Below are 3,091 nucleotides of genomic sequence, written 5' to 3' on the forward strand. Positions count from 1 at the left end.
GACGCTTCGCCGATCACCTCGCGGTGACCTGCGCACGGCTCGGGGCCGATGTGGTTCGCTACTCCTTCATCGCAGTGGACTTTCACCACCTACTCCTTGCCGGTCTACCGGCGCACTTAGAATTTGTGTCATAAATTCTGTCATAAAATTTAAATACTATTGTGAGAACATCTGAGAGCCGTTTTGACTTCCCCTCCGAAGACCCCACCCTATCCGATGTCCATACGCTACCCGCTTTTCAACCGCGAACTGGGCATTCTAGGTTTCAACGTGCGAGTACTCGCGCAAGCCGCCGACACGTCGGTGCCTTTGTTGGAACGCCTTCGCTTCATCTGTATTACCAGCTCCAATCTCGACGAATTCTTCGAGGTCCGCATGGCGGGCCTGCAGGAGCAGATGCGCGACAACTCCGGTGCGTTATCCCCGGACGGCATGTCGCTGCAACACGTCTACGATCTCGTGTCCGAACGCGCGCAACGTCTCGTGCATCAGCAATACGCGATGCTGCACGATATCGCGCTGCCCGCGCTCGAAATGGAAGGCATCTACTTCCACGGCGCGGAAAGCTGGTCCGAACAGCAAACCGCGTGGGCGCTCGATTACTTCCATAACGAGCTGCTGCCGGTGCTGACGCCGATCGGCCTCGATCCCGCGCATCCGTTCCCGCGCGTGCTCAACAAGAGCCTGAACTTCGTCGTCGAACTCGAAGGCACCGATGCTTTCGGCCGTCAGGCGATGATGGGCATCGTGCCGGCGCCGCGCGCGCTGCCGCGACTCGTGCGCATGCCGGAAGCGCTGTCGGGTTATCCGCATGGCTTCGTGCTGCTGAGCTCGTTCATGCAGCATTTCGTGAGCGAGCTGTTTCCGCATCTCACGGTGCTCAACTGCAACCAGTTCCGCATCACGCGCAACAGCGAGCTATTCGTCGACGAAGACGAAATCACCAATCTGCGTGTCGCGTTGCAGGGCGAATTGCCGGCGCGGCATCTGGGCAATGCGGTGCGGCTCGAGGTATCGGCGGAGACGCCGCCGCATATGATTCGCCGTCTACTCGACGAGAGCCAATTGAGCGATCGCGACTGCTATCGCGTGATCGGCCCCGTGAATCTCGTGCGACTGATGCAGTTGCCGGAAATGGTCGACCGGCCCGATCTCAAGTTCGTGCCGCACATTCCGTTGGTGCCGAAAGCGATCGGCACGACCAGCAACATGTTCGATGCAATCGATCAGGGCGATATCCTGCTGCATCATCCGTACGAGAGTTTTCAGCCGGTGCTGGAGCTGCTGCTTCAGGCCGCGAAAGATCCGCAGGTGGTGGCGATCAAGCAGACCATCTATCGCACGGGCACCGATTCGCCGCTGATGGATGCGCTGATGCAGGCCGCGCGCAACGGCAAGGAAGTGACGGTAGTGGTCGAACTGCTCGCGCGCTTCGATGAGGAGACCAATATCAATTGGGCTTCGCAACTCGAAGCGGTGGGCGCGCATGTGGTGTACGGCGTGGTCGGCCACAAGTGCCACGCCAAGATGATGCTGATCGCGCGGCGCGTGCTGCAAGACGGCAAGATGGTGCTCAAGCTTTATGTGCATCTGGGCACGGGCAACTATCATCCGCGCACGGCGCGTCTTTAAACCGACTTCGGTTTGATGACGTCGGACTAGCAGATGTGCGAGGACGTGCATCATGTGTTTCAGCAGTTGACGGGAATCGGCGGCGAGATTCCGTTGCATCTGCTGTGGCAATCGCCTTTTACGCTGCACGCCAAGCTGATCGACGCGATTCGCGCCGAAGCCGATAACGCGCGCGCGGGCAAGCTGGCGCGGATCGTCGCGAAGATGAATGCGCTGCTCGAACCGACTGTTATTGCCGCGCTTTATGAGGCGTCGCATGCGGGCGTGAAGATCGATCTGATTGTGCGTGGTGTGTGTTCGCTGAAGCCGGGTGTGGAGGATCTATCCGAGAACATCACGGTGCGGTCGATCGTCGGGCGCTTTCTCGAGCATCATCGGATCTTCTATTTTTTTTTATGCCAATGGCAAGAAAGATGTCTATCTTTCCAGTGCTGACTGGATGGATCGGAATTTCTTCCGGCGCGTTGAAGTGGCGTTTCCGATTCGCGATCGGCGGTTGAAGCGGCGTGTGATTGCGGAAGGGCTTTCTGTTTGTCTTGGGGATAATCAGTCGGCCTGGGTTATGCAGAGCGATGGGCATTATCGCAAGCGGCGGTCGGGGAAGTCGATTCGTAATGCACAGTTGGGGTTGCTCGCTAAGTTTTGCTCCTAAATCGTCGTTCGGTTCTTTGTTCTGTTGGCGGTTTGGTTATTCAGTAACCGCCTCCCCGGCGGGGGGGGGGTTACTTTCTTTGCGGCGGCAACGAAAGTAACCAAAGAAAGCCGCTTGTCCGATCCTAAGCACCTTCTTGAGCGGCCCCGGCACAGGACTAGAAACTTGGCACAGCAATAGCGAGTGTCTTCACAGTCTGTCCAGGCGCTGGTTCCCATGCGATCCGCTCTCCCTCGCCTACCTCGGTATCGGTCCCCTTCGACTTACTCCGGCCTCGCTGCGCGGCCGGTTTAGGGCCGTTTGGGCCACCGGCAGATGTTCAGCGAAACGACCTCGAATACGCCATCGGTTTCTTCGTTATTCGGCCCTACCCCGGTTAGCGCTTCGATGAATGGTCGCACCTTCGGTAATCTATCGCAGCAGTTCTCGACTTTGAATAAGCGCATTACGCCAGCGAATATTGGTGTGGCGCGGCGTGCCGCGTAGAAAGCAAAGCGAACGCAAACAACACACTTTGATTTGCTTTCAAATTACTTCGCATTGCATACCGTTTTACCCTGATCACCTCGAAGCTCTGACCAAGGTAGGGCCGAATAACGATCAACGCGATGAGGCATTCGAGGTCGTTTCGGTGATTGACTGCCGGTGGCCAAAACGGCCCTAAACCGGCCGCGGAGCGAGGCCGGAGTAAGCCGAAGGGGACCGTTACCGCAGTGGGCGAGAAAGCGCTCATCGCATGGGAACCAGCGCCCAAACGAGCAGCGAGAACACTCGCTACTGCTGTGCCAAGTCTCTAGGTCATGTTCA

At 57.8% G+C, this 3,091-nt stretch carries 1 pseudogene; it reads left to right on the forward strand.

From position 1 onward, the window contains the following. Window positions 1–216: 216 nt before the first annotated feature. A pseudogene (gene ppk1 / locus BVER_RS28425) lies at window positions 217–2,284 on the forward strand (polyphosphate kinase 1). Window positions 2,285–3,091 lie beyond the last annotated feature (807 nt).

This window comes from Candidatus Burkholderia verschuerenii (genome assembly GCF_001189365.1).
Lineage (GTDB): Bacteria > Pseudomonadota > Gammaproteobacteria > Burkholderiales > Burkholderiaceae > Caballeronia > Caballeronia verschuerenii.